The sequence below is a fragment of the Parvibaculum sp. genome (assembly GCF_030694575.1).
In the GTDB taxonomy this organism is placed as follows: Bacteria; Pseudomonadota; Alphaproteobacteria; order Parvibaculales; family Parvibaculaceae; genus Parvibaculum.
This window is the reverse complement of the sequence record NZ_JAUYUS010000057.1, coordinates 1-16,827: the sequence shown is the minus strand read 5'-3', so window position 1 is coordinate 16,827 and position 16,827 is coordinate 1. Positions and strand designations below refer to the sequence as shown.

17 protein-coding genes and 1 riboswitch are annotated in these 16,827 nt (G+C 64.0%); of the genes, 9 read left to right on the top strand and 8 right to left on the bottom strand.

Going from position 1 to position 16,827, the window contains the following annotated elements; all coding sequences use genetic code 11:
- The first annotated feature begins 52 nt into the window (after positions 1-52).
- A complete protein-coding gene (gene serA, locus Q8S60_RS08510; protein ID WP_305326076.1) occupies positions 53-1,630 on the top strand; it encodes a phosphoglycerate dehydrogenase in 1,578 nt (525 codons plus the stop codon).
- 138 nt (positions 1,631-1,768) lie between these two features.
- The gene (locus tag Q8S60_RS08505) at positions 1,769-2,257 is read left to right on the top strand and encodes a PAS domain-containing protein (RefSeq protein WP_305326075.1); all 489 of its coding nucleotides are present in this window, start codon (positions 1,769-1,771) and stop codon (positions 2,255-2,257) included.
- Here Q8S60_RS08505 and Q8S60_RS08500 read toward each other — a convergent pair.
- Positions 2,254-2,838, bottom strand: a complete 585-nt coding sequence (locus Q8S60_RS08500) for a hypothetical protein (RefSeq protein WP_305326074.1) — start codon at positions 2,836-2,838, stop codon at positions 2,254-2,256. The two genes, Q8S60_RS08505 and Q8S60_RS08500, sit on opposite strands and share 4 nt — an antisense overlap.
- Positions 2,839-2,999: 161 nt before the next feature.
- On the opposite strand from Q8S60_RS08500, the gene Q8S60_RS08495 reads away from it, so the two are divergent.
- Positions 3,000-3,497, top strand: coding sequence for a PAS domain-containing protein (locus Q8S60_RS08495; protein ID WP_305326073.1), 498 nt, complete (start codon positions 3,000-3,002; stop codon positions 3,495-3,497).
- A 7-nt stretch (positions 3,498-3,504) separates the two neighbouring features.
- On the opposite strand, the gene Q8S60_RS08490 is transcribed toward Q8S60_RS08495, so the two are convergent.
- From Q8S60_RS08490 to Q8S60_RS08480, 3 genes are read right to left on the bottom strand one after another with little or no spacing between them, the layout of a single operon-like run.
- Positions 3,505-4,170 (bottom strand): pentapeptide repeat-containing protein, encoded by a 666-nt coding sequence (locus Q8S60_RS08490; RefSeq protein WP_305668480.1) that lies wholly within the window; start codon positions 4,168-4,170, stop codon positions 3,505-3,507.
- 13 nt (positions 4,171-4,183) lie between these two features.
- Positions 4,184-4,573 carry an OsmC family protein gene (locus Q8S60_RS08485; protein ID WP_305326071.1) on the bottom strand — a complete coding sequence of 130 codons (390 nt, stop codon included), beginning with the start codon at positions 4,571-4,573 and terminating at the stop codon, positions 4,184-4,186.
- Positions 4,574-4,581: 8 nt separating this feature from the next.
- Positions 4,582-5,511, bottom strand: coding sequence for a pirin family protein (locus Q8S60_RS08480; protein ID WP_305326070.1), 930 nt, complete (start codon positions 5,509-5,511; stop codon positions 4,582-4,584).
- A 247-nt stretch (positions 5,512-5,758) separates the two neighbouring features.
- Between Q8S60_RS08480 and Q8S60_RS08475 the strand changes: the two genes are divergently transcribed.
- Both Q8S60_RS08475 and Q8S60_RS08470 read left to right on the top strand, forming a co-directional pair.
- A complete protein-coding gene (locus Q8S60_RS08475; protein WP_305326069.1) occupies positions 5,759-7,051 on the top strand; it encodes an adenylosuccinate synthase in 1,293 nt (430 codons plus the stop codon).
- An 84-nt stretch (positions 7,052-7,135) separates the two neighbouring features.
- The gene (locus tag Q8S60_RS08470) at positions 7,136-8,479 is read left to right on the top strand and encodes a hypothetical protein (RefSeq protein WP_305326068.1); all 1,344 of its coding nucleotides are present in this window, start codon (positions 7,136-7,138) and stop codon (positions 8,477-8,479) included.
- Positions 8,480-8,530: 51 nt separating this feature from the next.
- Here Q8S60_RS08470 and Q8S60_RS08465 read toward each other — a convergent pair whose 3' ends face one another.
- From Q8S60_RS08465 to Q8S60_RS08455, 3 genes are all read right to left on the bottom strand, one after another.
- A complete protein-coding gene (locus Q8S60_RS08465) occupies positions 8,531-8,932 on the bottom strand; it encodes an MAPEG family protein (RefSeq protein WP_305326067.1) in 402 nt (133 codons plus the stop codon).
- 134 nt (positions 8,933-9,066) lie between these two features.
- Entirely contained in the window at positions 9,067-9,483 is a 417-nt protein-coding gene (locus Q8S60_RS08460; RefSeq protein WP_305326066.1) for an MAPEG family protein, read from the bottom strand.
- Positions 9,484-9,507: 24 nt separating this feature from the next.
- Positions 9,508-10,572: a nitronate monooxygenase family protein gene (locus Q8S60_RS08455; RefSeq protein ID WP_305326065.1), complete on the bottom strand. Its 1,065-nt coding sequence runs from the start codon at positions 10,570-10,572 to the stop codon at positions 9,508-9,510.
- 63 nt (positions 10,573-10,635) lie between these two features.
- A riboswitch (TPP riboswitch) is annotated at positions 10,636-10,748 on the top strand.
- 53 nt (positions 10,749-10,801) lie between these two features.
- On the opposite strand from Q8S60_RS08455, the gene Q8S60_RS08450 reads away from it, so the two are divergent.
- From Q8S60_RS08450 to Q8S60_RS08440, 3 genes are all read left to right on the top strand, one after another.
- Positions 10,802-11,176, top strand: a complete 375-nt coding sequence (locus tag Q8S60_RS08450) for a hypothetical protein (RefSeq protein WP_305326064.1) — start codon at positions 10,802-10,804, stop codon at positions 11,174-11,176.
- Between the two features lie 3 nt (positions 11,177-11,179).
- Positions 11,180-13,051 (top strand): phosphomethylpyrimidine synthase ThiC, encoded by a 1,872-nt coding sequence (gene thiC / locus Q8S60_RS08445; RefSeq protein ID WP_305326063.1) that lies wholly within the window; start codon positions 11,180-11,182, stop codon positions 13,049-13,051.
- Between the two features lie 363 nt (positions 13,052-13,414).
- A complete protein-coding gene (locus tag Q8S60_RS08440) occupies positions 13,415-13,945 on the top strand; it encodes a mismatch-specific DNA-glycosylase (protein ID WP_305326062.1) in 531 nt (176 codons plus the stop codon).
- Positions 13,946-14,146: 201 nt separating this feature from the next.
- Here Q8S60_RS08440 and Q8S60_RS08435 read toward each other — a convergent pair whose 3' ends face one another.
- Complete coding sequence (locus tag Q8S60_RS08435) at positions 14,147-15,871, bottom strand: amidohydrolase family protein (protein WP_370869326.1); 1,725 nt, start codon at positions 15,869-15,871, stop codon at positions 14,147-14,149.
- 171 nt (positions 15,872-16,042) lie between these two features.
- On the opposite strand from Q8S60_RS08435, the gene Q8S60_RS08430 reads away from it, so the two are divergent.
- Positions 16,043-16,827 (top strand): phospholipase D-like domain-containing protein (locus Q8S60_RS08430; RefSeq protein ID WP_305668479.1); only part of this gene is annotated, 785 nt, incomplete at its 3' end.

Below are 16,827 nucleotides of genomic sequence, written 5' to 3'. Positions count from 1 at the left end.
ACCCGGCAAGCATCGCTTGCGGGTCAGGTATCCGTTCAACCAGGAGGCTCCCATGCCCAAGGTTCTGATTTCCGATCAGCTTTCCCCCGCCGCCGTACAGATCTTCAAGGATCGCGGCCTTGAAGTCGATGTGAAGACCGGCCTCGACCGCGACGAACTCATCAAGATCATCGGCGATTACGACGGTCTCGCCATCCGCTCGGCGACCAAGGTCACGCCGCCGGTTCTCGCCGCCGCGAAGAAGCTCAAGGTCGTCGGCCGCGCCGGCATCGGCGTCGACAATGTCGATCTCCCGGCCGCCACCGCCGCCGGCGTCATCGTCATGAACACGCCTTTCGGCAACTCGATCACGACCGCCGAACATGCCATTGCGATGATGTTCGCGCTCGCCCGCGACATTCCGCAGGCGAATGCGTCGACCCATGCGGGCAAGTGGGAAAAGTCGAAATTCATGGGCGTCGAAGTGACGGCCAAGGTGCTCGGCATCATCGGCTGCGGCAATATCGGTTCCATCGTCGCCGACCGCGCGCTCGGCCTTCGCATGAAGGTCATCGCCTTCGATCCCTTCCTCACGCCGGAACGCGCGCAGGACATGGGCGTCGAGAAGGTCGAGCTTGAAGAGCTTCTGAAGCGTGCCGACTTCATCACGCTCCACACGCCGCTCACCGACAAGACGCGCAACATCCTCAATGCGGAAAGCCTCGCGAAGTGCAAGAAGGGCGTCCGCATCATCAATTGCGCGCGTGGCGGCCTCATTGTCGAAGCGGACCTTAAGGCGGCCATCGAAAGCGGCCATGTTGCCGGTGCCGCGCTCGACGTGTTCGAGGAGGAGCCCGCGAAGTCGAACCCGCTCTTCGGCATGGAGCAGATCATCTGCACACCGCATCTCGGCGCCTCGACCAACGAGGCGCAGGAAAATGTTGCGCTGCAGGTCGCCGAGCAGATGGCCGACTATCTCCTCAACGGCGCCATCACCAACTCGATCAACGTGCCGGCCGTCTCGGCGGAAGAAGCGCCGAAGCTCACGCCGTTCCTCACGCTCGCGCAGCAGCTCGGCTCCTTCGCGGGTCAGCTCACGGAGAGCGGCATTTCCGAGGTTACCGTCGAATATGCGGGCGATGTCGCGGAGATGAATACGCGCGTGCTGACCAATGCCGCCCTTACCGGCCTCCTCAAGCCGCAGCTCGAGGACGTCAACATGGTGTCGGCGCCGGTGATCGCGAAAGAGCGCAACATCAAGGTCTCGGAAGTGAAGCGCGAGCAGCAGGGCGCCTACGAAACCTATATCCGCCTCGTCGTGAAGACGGAGCGCCAGGAGCGTTCGGTCGCGGGCACCGTATTCTCGGGCGGCAAGCCGCGCCTCATCCAGATCAAGGGAGTCAACATGGAAGCGGCGCTCGGGCCGCACATGCTCTATGTGACGAACCAGGACAAGCCCGGCTTTATCGGCGCGCTCGGCTCGATCCTCGGTAAGAACTCGATCAATATCGCGAACTTCAATCTCGGCCGCGAGAAAGCCGGCGGCGACGCCATCTGCCTCATCGAGGTCGATGCGGATGTGACGCCGGCCGTCCTCGCCGAAATCCAGGCCCTGCCGCATGTGGTGCAGGTGAAGTCGCTGAGCTTCTGACGGCTTTGGGTGGCAATTGAGCGGCGGGCCTTCGGGTCCGCCGCTTTATTGCGCCTTTCCTTCCGTCGCGCTAAGACCTTGCTGGCCTCTGAGTTGAGGCGGGCCTTGGGTGTGGTGGCGTTTCGGGGGGGTGGCGATATGGAAGACCTGTTCAGGGACACGCGCCTCGCGCGCCTCCTCGACTACTGGCGCGGCAAGAGGGGAAACCGTCAGGCGCCGGCGCGCCGTAACATCAGACCGATGGAACTCGGTCCCCTGATCCCCATCGTTCACCTCATAGATGTTCACCAGGACCCGCTCGGCTTCTGTCACCGGCTTGTCGGCGCGGAGATCGTCGATCGCGTGGGGCGGGACGTCACCGGAAAATGGGTGGACGAGACGCTTTACGGTCCCGCCACCACCGAGGTTTTCGACGGTCTCGCGGCCGTCGCCTGGGAGATACGTCCCTACCGCCGCCTCGCGCGTCTCGATTGGCACGACCGTCCCTGGCTTGCCATGGAGTCGCTCGAAATGCCCCTCCTCGACGAGGATGGCAGGGTCAACATGATCCTGCGCGGCGCGAGCCATTTCACCGTCGGCGCCGATTGGGGCGTCGCGCGCCGCATGAGCTGGCCCATCGCCGCCTAGTTTTTTTGTGCGGTCTCGTCCAGCGCGGCGATCTTCCGGCGATAGGCATCCGCATCGCCGAATGCGGCGAACCCCATATAGTGCTCATGCGCGCCGATGGCTTTCTTCGCGTGCTTGATCGGGCACCAATAGGCTTCCGTCCGTCCGGCGATCTCCCGCACATAGGCGAGCAAGCCGTTCGCATAGGAGCAATAGGCGCAGTTCAGTTTTTCCAGCGCATTGAGATAGGCGAGGTGGCCGCGGTCGAAAATGAGATAGTCACTCCGCTTCACCTTCTCGATGCCATAGGCCGGAAAGCACACCGCTTGATAGATGCTGACGCAGATGTCGAGCAGTACCAGCGGCACGATCAGCGAATAGATGACCGGCGCCGTCAGCACGACGAGCGGCTTCGCATGGAGGATGTAGCTCGAAAGCCGCGTCTGCAATTCGCGGTGCCGGCGCAGTATTTCTTCCTCGAAGACGGCGCGTCCATGTTCGAGCCCGTAGCGCAGCGCCGCGCTTTGCCGGGCGACCTCCGCTTCGAGTTCGAGCTGAAGCGCCTGAATGCGGCGTGCCAGATCGTCGGCTTTCTCGCTCATTGATTTTCCCCCAAAGCTCACATCTCCGCCGCCGGAGCTTGGCGGTCATGATCTGCCTGAAACGCTCCGGTTTCCAGCCGCGACGGCCGGTAACTCTCCCTTAACTATCGCGAAGTGACACTTCTCTCAGTAAAAGTACCAGGTAATGCCGGGGGGCACAGATGCACTTGGGAAGTACGGGTTTTCGCGACCCGCGTCTGGAGCGGCTTTACGCTTACTGGCTGAAGAAAAAAGCCGACCGGCCGGCACCCATGCGGGCCGATCTCGATCCGGCCGAAATCAAACACTTTCTCCCGATCCTGAACCTGCTGGACGTGTGCCACGAGCCGTTAGGCTTTCGGCACCGTCTCATCGGCACCGAGATCGTCGACAAGCTCGGTCGCGACGCCACCGGGCATTGGGTCGATGCCGAGCTCTATGGCGAGGCCGCTCCACAGATTTTCGACGGGCTTCGCGTGATCGTCGAGGAGATGCGGCCCTACAGGCGGCTCACGCGTCTCGATTGGCACACGCGCAACTGGCTTGGCATGGAGGCGGTGGAAATGCCGCTGGTCGACGAGACGGGAGCCGTGAACAAGATACTGCGCGGCGCCAGCTATTTCGTCGCCGCCGACGTGCCGTCCGGCCTTCGCTGCGCCGCCTTTCCGCTCGCGGCCTGACCTGGCTTCAATTCGCGCATCGCGGAATGGTCAGGTCCGGCGGCAATATCGTCGTTTCGTCGCCGCAGGCGAGGGAGAGCTGTTTGTCGGTGAGGCCCTTGGCGCGGGTGAAGTCCGCGCCCCTGAGGTCCGTCCCGGTGAAATTCACCCGAGCGAGATAAGAGTGACGGAAGATGGCGCCGCGCGCGTCAGCGCCCGCAAATGTCAGGCGATGCACATATTCGAGCATGCGCAGATTGGCGCGTTGAAGGTTCGCGCCGGTGAAATCGGCGTCATGCACGCGCACCGCGTCGAGCCGCGCATCGGAAAGGTCCGCGCCGCGCAGGCTCGCGCCGAGCAGCACCGCGCCCGCCATGTTGGCGCCCGCGAAACTGGCGCCGTCGAGCTTCGCGCGATTGAAATGAACGCCCGTCATGTCGGCGCCGCGAAAGCTCGCGCCCCGCATATCCGCCCCCTGCAGGGCGGCGAGGCGCAGGAACTGCCCGTCGAAATTCGCGCCCGCAAGGTTGCAGCCCTCGCAATTGATGATGGTCCTGTATTGATCCGCCTTGATCCTGGCGGCGAGCGCTTCCACTTCCGGCGTCGGTTGCGCCATGGCGGGTGCATGATGAAACGCGACGGCGAATATCGCGGCCATCAGCATTGCCGCGCGGACTGATTTCAATTGTTTCAAGATTTCCTGCCTGTCAGAGAAAGCGCGTCGCGATCGGTGTGCCGCGTTTCAGCGTCTTTGTCACCGGCGTTTTTTCGATTATATCCCTGATCCGTTCCATCTGCTCTTCCGTCGGCGTCTCGCTGAACGAGATGACGCGATCGATGCTCTCGTTTCCGTCAGCGTCGCGCTTGAATTTCAGGTCGGCCGTGATCGTGCCGAGCGCGAAGCCCTTGCGGTCGGCATACATGCGCAGCGTTGCCGACGAACAGGCGGCAAGCGATGCCAGCAGCAGCTCGTAAGGCGCCGGGCCCTTGTCGGTGCCGTGATTGTTCGTGGGCTCGTCAGCCGTCATCTTGTGCTGCCGCGCTTCCATTTCCTGGAAGACGCCGGATGTGCTTGTCAGATGTACGCTCGTCGCCATGCTTTTCCTCAACGCTCGGGCAGGGGAATGAATTCCGTTTCGCCGGGCACCGGCTTGAAGCGGCCCTGCGCCCAGTCTTCCTTCGCCTGCTCCAGCCGTTCGCGGCTCGACGAGACGAAGTTCCACCAGATATAGCGCGAACCTTCCATGGCCGCGCCGCCGAGCAGCATGATGCGCGAGGGCTTCGCCGCCGTCACGGTAATCCTGTCGCCGGGGCGGAAAATCAGCATCTGCGACGCTTCGAAGGTCTCGCCCGCGATCGTCACCGCGCCTTCGGCCACATAGACCGCGCGTTCTTCATAATCGCTGTCGAGCGGCACGCTCTTGCCTGCCTCCAGCGACACATCGGCATAGAACCAGTCGGAGAGCGTCTTTACCGGCGAGCGTTTGCCGAACACGTCGCCTGCGATCACGCGCGCGGTCACGCCATGATCGCTCACGACGGGCAGGCTGTCGGCGCTGTAATGCTCGAAACCCGGTGCCGTCTCCTCCAGCGCCTTCGGCAACGCCACCCAGCTCTGGATGCCGGAAATGCGCTGGCCACTCGCACGCTGCGCGTCCGGCGAGCGCTCCGAATGCGCGATGCCGCGTCCCGCCGTCATCAGGTTCATCGCGCCGGGCAGGATTTCCAGCGCATTGCCCTCGCTGTCGCGATGCATGATCGCGCCGTCGAAGAGATAGGTGACGGTCGCGAGGCCGATATGCGGATGCGGCCGCACATCCATGCCTTGTCCGGGCGCCTGTATCGCCGGGCCCATCTGGTCGAAGAAGATGAAAGGCCCCACCATTTGCCGCTTGCCATGCGGCAGCGCGCGCCGGACCTCGAAGCTCTGGCCGAAGCTGCCGATATCGCGCGCTCTCGGCACGATCGCGAGTTCCAGCGCCTCGCAGGATTTGCGGTCGCCAGGTTCCGGTTCCTTGTCGGGTAGCCAGCTCATGGGAATGCTCCTTCTGTCGCGCTATCCGGATGGTGCGCAGGCCGCCCCGTCATTCTTGTGAGATTCCGCCATATCCGCCCCGCCAACAAGGCGGAAGTGGCCCCAAACCCCTTCCCATCGGCCTCCCGATCGGATAGACAATGCCAAAGCCCCCGGCCCAAAAGGCCAAGGGGGCTTTCGGCTTGTCTGGGGGTTCGCGTGAGGCGCGGGCCAGGGCGGGCATCCACTTCCTAAGGCTTTGAATCATATGGCAAATGTGGCGGTAGTCGGCTCCCAGTGGGGAGACGAGGGCAAGGGCAAGATCGTGGATTGGCTCTCTGAGCGCGCCGATGTCGTGGTGCGCTTCCAGGGCGGTCACAATGCGGGCCATACGCTCGTCATCGACGGCGTCACCTACAAGCTGTCGCTGCTGCCCTCCGGCATCGTCCGCAAGGGCAAGCTGTCGATCCTCGGCAATGGCGTGGTGCTCGATCCCTGGGCCTTCGCGAAGGAAGTGGATGAGATCGCCTCCAAGGGCGTCACCGTCACGCCGGACAATCTCAAGATCGCGGAAAACGCCGTCCTCATCCTTCCCGTTCACCGCGAACTGGACGAGATGCGCGAAGGCGCGAATTCCGGCGTGAAGATCGGTACGACCAAGCGCGGCATCGGCCCTGCTTACGAAGACAAGGCCGGCCGCCGCGCCATCCGCGTCATCGACCTCGCCGATCCGAAGACGCTCGCCATCAAGGTCGAGGGCCTGCTCGCGCATCACAACGCGCTCCGCCGCGGCAACAATCTCGAGGAACTCGAAGTCGGTCCCATCGTCGAGGCGCTGAAGGAGATCGCGCCGCGCGTGCTGCCTTTCGTCGCCCCCGTCTGGAACGTGCTCGACGAGGCGAAGCGCAAGGGCCAGCGCATTCTCTTCGAGGGCGCGCAGGGCACCATGCTCGACGTCGATCACGGCACCTATCCCTTCGTCACCTCGTCGAACACGGTGGCGGGGCAGGCGGCGGGCGGTTCCGGCGTCGGTCCGGGCGCCATCGGTTTCGTGCTCGGCATCACCAAGGCCTATACGACGCGTGTCGGCGAAGGCCCGTTCCCGACCGAGCTTACGGATGAAGTCGGCCAGCGCCTCGGCGAGCGCGGCCACGAGTTCGGCACCGTCACGGGGCGCAAGCGCCGCTGCGGCTGGTTCGACGCCGTCATGGTCCGGCAGGCGATCAAGACCGGCGGCATCACCGGCATCGCGCTGACGAAGCTCGACGTGCTGGACGGCTTCGACGAGATCAAGGTCTGCACGGCCTACGAGATCGACGGCAAGCTGGTCGATCATCTGCCCGCCGGCATGGACGCGCAGGCGAAGGTCAGGCCGATCTATGAAACGCTTGAAGGCTGGAAGGACAGCACCCAGGGCGCGCGCTCATGGGCGCAACTCCCCGCGGCGGCCGTCAAATACGTGCGCTACGTGGAAGAACTGATCGAAGCCCCCGTCGCGCTCCTCTCCACCTCGCCCGAACGCGACGACACGATCCTGATGAAGGATCCGTTCGAGGATTGAGTTTCATGTCTCGTCACTAACTCCTTACCCGGACGGTTTTCCTCTGCTAGTCTTAATCCGGTCGGGAAGACCGGGGAGGGAGACATGGCAAAGCCGCTCAATCTCATTGAGGCGCGCGACAAGGCGCTGCTGTCGGAAATCGTCTACTCGAACGGCCTTGCCAAAGGCGACTTCGGTGACGGGTCCGGGGCGGCCGGGTGGGTGATGGATGAACTCGTCCGCCGTGTGCCGAAAGATCTCAAGCGCAACGCCCTTTGGGGCAACCGTGCAGCCGGAATTCTTCAGCAGCGCTACGGACCGATCCTCGCCACCCGAAGAAGTGGCACGCAGGGCAATCCGACCGGTGCCGATATGTGCATTGTGCGCGACCGCCTCACGGGACGATATGTTCTTTGCGTCGACGGTACGGCGATGTCGGGCGGCAGCAAGGGTGAGTCCTGGCACGATATTCTTGCCAATTTCGATAACTTCTTCGATCCGTCTGCCAATCCGCGCGGTGCCCTGTTGCGTCAGATCGATGCGGTTGAGGGATTTCTTGCAGATTTTACCCTCGAGGAAGCGCCGAAGCGCGGCGTCAAGCCGGACGACATTGCCGCCATCACCGACCTCACCGGCCATTCGCTTGGCGCGCTTGTTTGTATTGCCCTCAAGCGGCGGCGGGATCGTATGGGCGCGCCTCTCGGCTGCGTTGTCGGCTGGTCGCCGCCGGCCGAGGGAGGTGGCGTAACGCTCATCCCGCTTGTCGGCGCGGTCTACAGCCACCTGCTGCTCGATGCACATGATATCTCGATCCTGACGACCTTCGGCGATGTCGCAAAGCTTGCGGGTGCCCGGCCGGCCGCGAGCGTATTCGAACTCGGAAAGGTGCATGGCGACGCCATCGAGAGTCACATGATCTATCGCCATACGCCGCTTCTGGAAGCTGCGCTCGACGATTATGTGAAAGCGATCCCGCATCTCGGTCTCTCATCGGCAGAGCAGAAGGGCGCGCTTGCGTCGCCGTTTCTCATGCCGAGTTCTCGCGTCCCGGAAGGCATTGCGCTGCTTCCCGCAGGCAAGAACAAGCAGGGAATGCCGCGCAGCGTCTATGTTTCCACAGATGGTGGCTCCCTCAGGCGCGGAGGGTATGTGACGATTTCCCGTGATCAGTATGCGAAGTTTCGTTCGTCCGGTTCTTTCGGGCATATCCATGAAGTTCTGCGCGAGCTGGCATTTCGTAGTGGCGAGCATGCGCCGGACAAGGAAATTCCGGATATACCGCACAACGTGGTAAAGACTAAAACGGGTCACGCACTTGCCTACACGAATGATAGTGATTTCCGGGTGGCTTATATGCGCGCCTTGGGGAGCTGGCCGAGCAGGACCGCAATGCGGATGCGGTTGATCGAACTTGACGGCAAGATCGATCTCAAGGTGCTGGCAGAATAAGAAAGCGCCGGTGTTTCCACCGGCGCCCTTCTTTTATCCGTGTACGTTCTGTCAGGTGTTCTGCAGCAACGCGACGAAGATCAGCGCGTAGCCGATTACGCCGCCGAGCCAGCAGATGGTGCGGATGCCCGCCACCGTCAGCCCGGCCACATAGACGATCGCGTAGAGGATGCGCGCGATGATGAAAATCTGCGCGCCGAGGATGCTCAGTTCCGTGCTCACGCCGGCGAGATGCGCCGGTATCGCGATCGCGGCGTAGATCAGCAGGTTTTCGAGATGGTTGAGATAGGCGCGGCGCGCGCGTGCGCCCCAGCCTGTCGTCGTTGCCGGCACGTCGCGATTGCCGATGCCCCAGCCCATGCCCATCGCCGAGACGTTGGCATTGGCCGAAAGCGCGATCAGTATGAAAAGAAGTACGCCGCCCCAGACGAGCGACCAGAGTTCCATAGTCATGGGTTTTCCTCCCCAGTGGTTGCCACCGGAATTGAGATTAGGCCCGATTCGGGGCTCCGCGCACCCCGGAACTTCATCCGTGGACGGAAACGAATCACACCTCGCTCACGCCGCCGCCCCTTCGGGCGGGTGAACTATTCCATCAGCACGGTCAGCAGCGCCCGGTCGAACAGCGGCACCATGCAAAGCACGATGCCGATGGTGGCGATCTGCCAGATGACCGTCCGCACCCAGGGCAGGCCGATGGCATAGGCCGGAAGGTAGGCGAGCCGGCCCCAGAAATAGACCTGCGCGCCGATCTCGCTCCACTGGTTCGAGCGTTCGGTTGCATAGACGGCGAGGATCACGGCCGCGAAAATCGGGAAGGTTTCGAGGAAGTTGCGGAGCGCGCGCTCCATGCGGCCCGCAAGGCCTGTCGCAGGCCGGTGCTCGTCCCGTGCGCCGACGGTATAGGCGTTCCCCTCCTGGGCCTTGTAGGCGAAGCTCTGCGCGCCCACCTGCACGAGCCCGAGCACGGCGGCCCAGAACAGCATTGCGATTTCGACGGTCATTGGCGTTCCCCCCATTGCTTTGTCCTACCGCCCCATCAATCTATACGCCTCTTTCATCAGCCGCACGGTCTTCTCCGCTGCCGGTTCCGCCTTCGACAGCCGCGCCGCCTGTCCGGACCAGAGCTGCATCAGCTCCGCGCGGTTCGCCTTCGCGCTCGCGGTCGTTAGTTGCGCCACCATCGGCCGTTGCGCTGGGAAGGGCGCCGCGTGGCGCTCATGCGCATGCAGGTCTTCCGTCAGCCGGTTGCGGATCGCGCGGGCCGGACGGCCGGAGAAAAGTTTCGTCACCACCGTCGAATGGTCGGAGGCTTCCGCCAGTGCCTTGCGGTGAACGGGATGCACGTTCGCTTCCGGGCAGGCGAGATAGGCCGTGCCGAGCTGCACGCCGGCCGCGCCCAGCATGAAGGCGGCGGCGATGCCCCGAGCGTCGCCGATGCCGCCCGCCGCGATCACCGGCACATCCACCGCGTCCACGACCTGCGGCACCAGCGCTATGGTGCCCACCGTGCCGAGATCGACATGATCGAGAAACGTGCCGCGATGTCCGCCCGCCTCGTGGCCCTGCGCAATGATGGCATCAGCGCCGCCGCTTTCGAGCGCGCGCGCTTCCGCGGCCGTCGTCGCGCTGCCGATCACCGCCATGCCCGCTTCCTTCAGCCGCTCGACGGTCTCCGGCGCGGGTAAGCCGAAATGGAAGCTCGCCACGCGCGGTCTGAGCTCCAGCAGCAGCGCCAGCATCTCCTCGTTGAAGGCGGGCGCGGGCACGGAAGGCGCGGGCACGCCGCCGAGGCCAAGCTCCGAATAAAAGGGCGCCAGCGCCTGCTGCATGGGCCCCGCGTCGTAGCCGCCGAGTTTCGGCTCGTCATGGACAAAAAAATTGAGGTTGAAGCTCTGGTTGGTGAGCTGGCGCAGCGTCGCCGTCTCCTGGCGCACCTGTTCCAGCTTCATCATCGCCGTGCCGAGCGCGCCGAGGCCGCCCGCATTCGACACGGCTGCCGCCAGTTCCGGCGTCGAGGCGCCCGCCATGGGCGCCAGCAGGATCGGCAGGTCGATGCCCAGAAGCCCGGTCAGCGCTGCTGTCTTGTCCATGTCGTCTCTCCCTGATTTGGCCCCGCTAACCCTTTACCTCAAACGCGCGAGGAGTCACACTCGCTCCATTCCGAGGGGGGCCGGCTGCAGCCGGCTGAGATGGTCCTGACGCGGGCCCACCACCCTTAGAACCTGATCCGGGTCATGCCGGCGAAGGGACGGGAGTCTTGTTGTCATTTCACATCCCGCCCTTTTTCCGTCGCGATCCGCCATTCATGGAGACGGAGCGATGATCTACTGGCGCTGGATTGCGGGGCTCCTCGGTGCCTCGCTGATGATCGGCGAGACGATCCGAAGCTGGGGCATGGGCCGGCCCTTCCTTTTCGTCGCCGACGATTTCTTCATCGGTATTCCGCTTGTCGTCACCGCCTTCCTGATGGCGAAAGACACGATCGCGCGCCGCGCCGCCTTCGCGGGCGCCTGGGGCGCCACCGCCGGCATGCTCTATCCGAGTTTCTTCGGCAAGCTCATCGAGCCGACGGCGGCGGCCGCCGCCACGACCAACATTCCCTTCGATTTCCTGACCACGATCATCGGCGTCGCCTTCGCGACGGCGCTTGCCGGCCTCGTCGCCGCCGTCGCGCTCAAAGGCGCCAAGGAGTAATTCATGAACGTCCACACCCCCCGCAAGGATGAGGCCCTCACCGTCACCACGGGCCCGCTTCCCGCCAGCACGAAAATCTTCACCGCGCCGGAAGGCTTTCCCGATGTGAAGGTGCCTTTCCGCGAAATCGCGCTGCACCCCTCCGCCAAGGAACCGCCGGTCCGCGTCTACGACACGTCGGGGCCCTATACGGACCCGGCCGCGCGGATCGATCTCGAACAGGGCCTGCCGCGCGTCCGCGAGGCCTGGCTCGAAGCGCGCGGCGGCACGGAACTTTACGAAGGCCGCGACGTGAAGCCGGAAGACAATGGCAATGTCGGCGAGAAACATCTCGCGCGCGCCTTCCCCGTCGCGAACCGTCCGCGCCGCGGCCTGCCGGGTCATCCGGTCACGCAATACGAGTTCGCGAAGGCCGGCATCGTCACCGCCGAAATGGCCTATATCGCGACACGCGAGAACATGGGCCGCAAGCAGGCCGCCGCGAACGCAGCCCACCGCATTGCCGAGGGCGAGAGCTTCGGCGCCGACGTGCCCGAATTCATCACGCCGGAATTCGTGCGGGCCGAAGTCGCCGCCGGCCGCGCCATCATCCCGGCCAACATCAATCACCCGGAACTCGAGCCGATGATCATCGGCCGCAATTTCCTCGTGAAGATCAACGCCAATATCGGCAATTCCGCCGTCGCCTCGTCGGTCGCGGAAGAGGTCGACAAGATGGTCTGGGCGATCCGCTGGGGCGCGGACAATGTCATGGACCTCTCGACCGGCCGCAACATCCACAACACGCGCGAATGGATCGTGCGCAATTCGCCGGTCCCCATCGGCACGGTGCCGATCTATCAGGCGCTGGAAAAAGTCGACGGCATTGCCGAGAACCTCACCTGGGAAGTTTACCGCGACACGCTGATCGAACAGGCGGAGCAGGGCGTCGACTATTTCACGATCCATGCGGGCGTCCGCCTCGCCTATGTCCCGCTCACCGCGAAGCGCGTCACGGGCATTGTGTCGCGCGGCGGTTCCATCATGGCGAAGTGGTGCCTCGCGCATCACAAGGAGAGTTTCCTCTACACGCATTTCGAGGAAATCTGCGACATCATGCGCCAATACGATGTCTCCTTCTCGCTGGGCGACGGGCTCCGCCCCGGCTCCATCGCGGATGCGAATGACGAAGCGCAATTCGCCGAACTCGAAACGCTGGGCGAACTCACGCAGATCGCGTGGAGGAAAGGCTGCCAGGTCATGATCGAAGGGCCGGGTCATGTGCCGATGCACAAGATCAAGGTCAACATGGACAAGCAGTTGAAGCATTGCGGCGGCGCGCCCTTCTACACGCTCGGGCCGCTGACGACCGACATCGCGCCGGGCTACGACCACATCACGTCAGGCATCGGCGCCGCGATGATCGGCTGGTTCGGCTGCGCCATGCTCTGCTACGTCACGCCCAAGGAACATCTCGGCCTGCCGGACCGCGCCGACGTGAAGGAAGGCGTCATCACCTACAAGATCGCGGCGCATGCCGCCGACCTCGCGAAGGGCCATCCCGCCGCGCAGCTTCGCGACGACGCGCTCAGCCGCGCGCGTTTCGAATTCCGCTGGGAAGACCAGTTCAACCTCGCGCTCGACCCCGAACGCGCCAAGGAATTCCACGACCGCACACTGCCGAAGGAAGCCCACAAGGTCGCCCATTTCTGCTCCATGTGCGGCCCGAAATTCTGCTCGATGAAGATCACGCAGGAAGTCCGCGACTATGCCGAAAGCGGCATGGCCGAAATGGCGTCGGAGTTCCGCAATTCCGGCGGCGAGATTTATCTCGAGGAAGCGGACGCGGCGGTGAAGGCGTCGAACAGGGCGCTTGGCGGCAAGGCGGCGGAGTAGGGACGACACTCTGTTTGTCCCCTCCTTTGTCATTGCCGGGCCCTCCTTAATAATCAAGGAGGCCGGCAATCCAGGAGCCGCGTTAGCGGCGTCAGGAAAAAACTCTCTTGGCGCCAGCAAAAACCGCCGGCACTTCCGTCCCTCACCCTGGACCCCCGGGTCAAGCCCGGGGGTGACATTCTTGGTTTGATGACTGCCCACAAAAAACAGTGTCACCCCGGCGAAAGCCGGGGTCCGTGGGCGGACGATAAAGGTTTCATCGCCAAATGCGGATCGTCCGGACTTTCTCCATCCCGCCTCAACGTCTCGAGAAATATGACTGATCCCGCTCCCGCCTCGAACACCGTACAAGCGGGTTGACGCATGACCTTCCGGCGAAACACGCGCGGCGAGAAATTGCCGGACGTTCTCGTGCCCGGCCTCGATGTCGTCTTTGTCGGCACGGCGCCGTCGCGCCGCTCCGCCGCCGTCGGCGCCTATTACGCGCATCCCGGCAACCGCTTCTGGCCGGCGCTCTTTGAGGTGGGCATCACGCCGCGCCTCTACCAGCCGCATGAATATGCCGAACTCATCCATCTCGGCATCGGCTTCACCGACATGGCGAAGCGCGCTTCCGGCATGGATCACGAGATCGATCCGGCGCTGTTCGAGGTCGAGCGTTTCGAGAGGGAAATCCTGCGCTGCCGCCCGCGCGCCGTCGCCTTCACGTCGAAGAAGGCGGCGAGCGTCTGGATGGGCGTGCCGACAGGCCGCATTCTCCACGGCCATCAGCCGCGCCGCCCCGGCTTCCCGGAGGTCTTCGTGCTCTCGTCCCCCTCCGGCGCCGCGCGGCGAAGCTGGAGCATCGAGCCCTGGGCCGCGCTGGCCGCCTTTCTCGGGCGCGGGAAACCGTAACGCTGGAAAAGCCCAAAGTCTCTTCGCTGCCACCCTCCCCCTGTGGGAGGGTCTAAAAATCCGCAAGGATTTTTAGGGGAGGGGTAAGCGGGGGAAACGGAAAGCGCGCTCCTTGCCGATGGCGGCGTCCCCCTCCCCGAAATTTCCTTCGCTGCGCTCGCAAATTTCGACCCTCCCACAGGGGGAGGGTGGTCCCGGCGGCTAGGCTGCCGTCTGCACCCCGCGAATGAGCCGCCCCGGCAACTCGCCCGTCGGTTCGTCATTCTCCGCCACGACGACACCGGAAAGCACCGTCGCGCGGTATCCCTTCGCGCCCTGCCAGAGGCGGCGGCCGCCGGCCGGCAGGTCGAAGCGCATTTCTGGATGCGTGAAGGTGAGGTTCTCGAAATCGATCACGTTCACATCGGCCTTCATGCCGGGCTTCAGCACGCCCCGGTCGTAGAGCCCGTATTGTTCCGCCGTGTCCTTCGTCTGGATACGGATGATCTCCTCGATGGAGAGCTTCGGCCCCCGTGTGCGGTCGCGCGCCCAATGCGTCAGCATGAAGGTCGGCGTGCCGCCGTCGCAGATCGCGCCGACATGGGCGCCGCCATCGGCGAGGCTCAGCCCCGCCTGCGGGTGGCGCAGGGCCTCTTCGATGGCCGTGCAGTCATTGGTCGAATAGCCGAACAGCGGGAAATAGAGCATTGCCTGTCCCTCGTTCAGCATCATCGCGTCATAGGCGGCTTCGGCCGGCGTCTTGCCTTCGCGCTTCGCGACGGCGGCAATCGAATCCTCCGGCGCGGGCTCGTAATTCTCGTGCTCGCCCATCGGATACATCTTGTGGAAGGACGTCGTGATGAAGGTGCCGAAGGCGCCGAGCTTGTCGACGTTTTTTCCGCCGGTGATTTCGGCGCGCACCTCCGGATCCTTCAGATTCTCGATCCGCTCTGCAAAAGGCATCTGCGCGTAAGGCCGGTATTCCGGGAAGCCGATGAAGGGATGCACGGATGTCTGCCAGCCCATGAGCAGGCCGACCGGCCGCCCCGAATGCTGGCCGCGAATATTGGTCACGCCTTCGGCTCGCGCCTCGTCGAGATGGCCGAGCATCTTCTTGTAGAGGTCCGGCGCCTCGTCGATCTGCTGCACCTGGAAGGTGACCATGCGGCCGGTCTCCTTCGCCATCCGCAGCATCCAGTCGAATTCCTGTTCCATCTCGCGATGCGTCGCCGCGATCTGGAAGACGCCCGACCCATGTTCCTTCAGCGCATCCGCAATGCCGAAGAGTTCGTCGGTCGCGGCCAGCGTGCCGGGCACGGGGTCGCCCTTCAGCGTGTTGTGCAAATCCGTGCGCGAGGTCGAGAAGCCGAGCGCGCCCGCCTTCATCGCCTCATAGGTGAGGTCGCGCATCTGCGCGATGTCGTCTGGCGTCGCCGCTTCGTTGTCGATGCCGCGCGCGCCCATCACATAGACGCGCAGCGCGCAATGCGGCATCTGCGTGCCGATATCGGCGGCGAAGCGGCGCTTGTCCAGCGCGTCGAGGAATTCCGGGAAGCTCTCCCATTCCCATTTGATGCCTTCATGCATCGCCGCGCCCGGAATGTCCTCCACCGCTTCCATGAGGTCGATCAGCTCGTTCCGCGCTTCCGGCTTCACCGGCGCGAAGCCGACGCCGCAATTGCCCATCACCACCGTCGTCACGCCATGCTGCGAGGAGGGCGTGAGCCAGGGGTCCCAGGTCGCCTGCGCGTCGTAATGGGTGTGGATGTCGACGAAGCCCGGCGTCACGAGAAGGCCCTTCGCGTCGATCTCGCGCTTGCCCTTGCCCTCCACCTTGCCCACGGCCGAAATCGTGCCGCCATCGATAGCCACATCGCCGGTAAAGGGCTTCGCGCCCGTTCCGTCCACAATCGTGCCGCCGCGGATCACGAGGTCATGCTGCGCCATGATGCGAATTCTCCCTGAATTTTCTGTCCTTTCCGGCAGTTTGCCTGCAGCCTGTCATTGGGGCAAGGGATGGAAGGGCCGGGGCCGCCTGCCATGGAGCCATCCCCTGCCCTGGACGTTATGTGAAGGGAACCGCGCGGGGCAGCGCGGGACGTTCGTGGGGGGAAATGGATGAAACGCCTCGCCTTCCTGCCGGTCCTTTTCGGGCTTTCGCTGCCGCTGCTCGGCGCCTGTGCGTCGGTGCGGCAGGACCCGTCGCTGGCGCCCGGCGCTGCGCTGGCCGAGCCGGAAGAGACGGCACTCTGGCATGCGTTGGTGCCGCCGGAGGAAGCCGCGGAGGGGCACTCCGGCTTCTTCTTTCTTGAAGGCGGGCTCGATGCTTATGAGACGCGCCTTCTCGCCATCGAGTCGGCGGCGCACACCATCGACCTTCAATATTACATCTGGGATTTCGACGGCAGCGGTCGCGCGATCAGCGAGGCGCTGTTCCGCGCGGCGGAGCGGGGCGTGCATGTCCGCGCGCTGGTCGACGGCTATCTCGTCGACGGCAGCGCCGAGCCGCTCAAGCAGATCGTGAACCATCCCAATATCGACGTGCGCATCTACAATGCCTTCCGTACCTCCTTCTGGCCGCGCTACCTGCGCTACGGCGAAGCGCTGATCGACTTTCCCCGCCTCAACCAGCGCATGCACAACAAGATCATCGCCGTCGACAACACGGTCGCCATTGTCGGCGGGCGCAATGTGAACGACACCTATTTCGCGCTCGACGCGGCGCATTATTTCCTCGACCTCGACGTCGTCATCGCCGGCCCGCTGACGAAGGAAGTGTCCGCCAGCTTCGATGCCTTCTGGAACAGCCCTTATGCAGTCCCCGTCGAACATTTTGTGGAAGGCGAGGGCATACCCTTCAGCCTCGCCACGGTCTGGAACGAGGTCTTCGTCTACGACATGGC

Bases quoted from the DNA above. Each gene is read 5' to 3' on its own strand.
- serA (WP_305326076.1), top strand. From the start codon at position 53: ATGCCCAAGGTTCTGATTTCCGATCAGCTTTCCCCCGCCGCCGTACAG.
- Q8S60_RS08505 (WP_305326075.1), top strand. From the start codon at position 1,769: ATGGAAGACCTGTTCAGGGACACGCGCCTCGCGCGCCTCCTCGACTAC.
- Q8S60_RS08500 (WP_305326074.1), bottom strand. From the start codon at position 2,838: ATGAGCGAGAAAGCCGACGATCTGGCACGCCGCATTCAGGCGCTTCAG.
- Q8S60_RS08495 (WP_305326073.1), top strand. From the start codon at position 3,000: ATGCACTTGGGAAGTACGGGTTTTCGCGACCCGCGTCTGGAGCGGCTT.
- Q8S60_RS08485 (WP_305326071.1), bottom strand. From the start codon at position 4,573: ATGGCGACGAGCGTACATCTGACAAGCACATCCGGCGTCTTCCAGGAA.
- Q8S60_RS08480 (WP_305326070.1), bottom strand. From the start codon at position 5,511: ATGAGCTGGCTACCCGACAAGGAACCGGAACCTGGCGACCGCAAATCC.
- Q8S60_RS08475 (WP_305326069.1), top strand. From the start codon at position 5,759: ATGGCAAATGTGGCGGTAGTCGGCTCCCAGTGGGGAGACGAGGGCAAG.
- Q8S60_RS08470 (WP_305326068.1), top strand. From the start codon at position 7,136: ATGGCAAAGCCGCTCAATCTCATTGAGGCGCGCGACAAGGCGCTGCTG.
- Q8S60_RS08465 (WP_305326067.1), bottom strand. From the start codon at position 8,932: ATGACTATGGAACTCTGGTCGCTCGTCTGGGGCGGCGTACTTCTTTTC.
- Q8S60_RS08460 (WP_305326066.1), bottom strand. From the start codon at position 9,483: ATGACCGTCGAAATCGCAATGCTGTTCTGGGCCGCCGTGCTCGGGCTC.
- Q8S60_RS08455 (WP_305326065.1), bottom strand. From the start codon at position 10,572: ATGGACAAGACAGCAGCGCTGACCGGGCTTCTGGGCATCGACCTGCCG.
- Q8S60_RS08450 (WP_305326064.1), top strand. From the start codon at position 10,802: ATGATCTACTGGCGCTGGATTGCGGGGCTCCTCGGTGCCTCGCTGATG.
- thiC (WP_305326063.1), top strand. From the start codon at position 11,180: ATGAACGTCCACACCCCCCGCAAGGATGAGGCCCTCACCGTCACCACG.
- Q8S60_RS08440 (WP_305326062.1), top strand. From the start codon at position 13,415: ATGACCTTCCGGCGAAACACGCGCGGCGAGAAATTGCCGGACGTTCTC.
- Q8S60_RS08435 (WP_370869326.1), bottom strand. From the start codon at position 15,871: ATGGCGCAGCATGACCTCGTGATCCGCGGCGGCACGATTGTGGACGGA.